Source organism: Streptomyces anulatus (genome assembly GCF_000721175.1).
Classification (GTDB): Bacteria; Actinomycetota; Actinomycetes; order Streptomycetales; family Streptomycetaceae; genus Streptomyces; species Streptomyces anulatus_C.
Genome location: NZ_JOEZ01000121.1, coordinates 1 through 504 on the forward strand (window position 1 = coordinate 1; position 504 = coordinate 504).

Sequence of the window (504 nt, forward strand, 5' to 3'; positions counted from 1 at the left end):
CGTGGCCGCGATGCAGCTGACACGCACGCACCGCATACTCATCGGGGTCGTCATCGCCGGTGCGGTGCTCATCGCCGCGATCGGTTTCGCGGGTTCCTACGCCGCCGTGCGCGAGCTCGCGGAGGAGAAGGGCTTCGGGACGTTCTCCCTGGTCTTCCCCATCGGCATCGACGCGGGCATCTGCGTCCTGCTCGCCCTGGACCTCCTGCTCACCTGGATGCGGATCCCGTTCCCGCTGCTGCGCCAGACGGCGTGGCTGCTGACCGCCGCGACGATCGCGTTCAACGGAGCCGCGTCCTGGCCCGACCCGCTGGGCACCGCGATGCACGCGGTGATCCCGGTGCTGTTCGTCGTCTCCGTGGAGGCCGCCCGGCACGCGGTGGGCCGGATCGCGGACATCACCGCCGACAAGCACATGGAGGGCGTCCGCCTCACCCGGTGGCTGCTCTCCCCCGTCCCCACGTTCAAGCTGTGGCGGCGGATGAAGCTGTGGGAGCTGCGCAG

General features: G+C 70.4%; 1 protein-coding gene. It reads left to right on the forward strand.

Annotated elements, in window-relative coordinates; all coding sequences use genetic code 11:
* Position 1 precedes the first annotated feature (1 nt).
* A partial coding sequence (locus tag IG90_RS0138780; RefSeq protein WP_033895115.1) for a DUF2637 domain-containing protein occupies positions 2–504 on the forward strand: 503 nt, incomplete at its 3' end.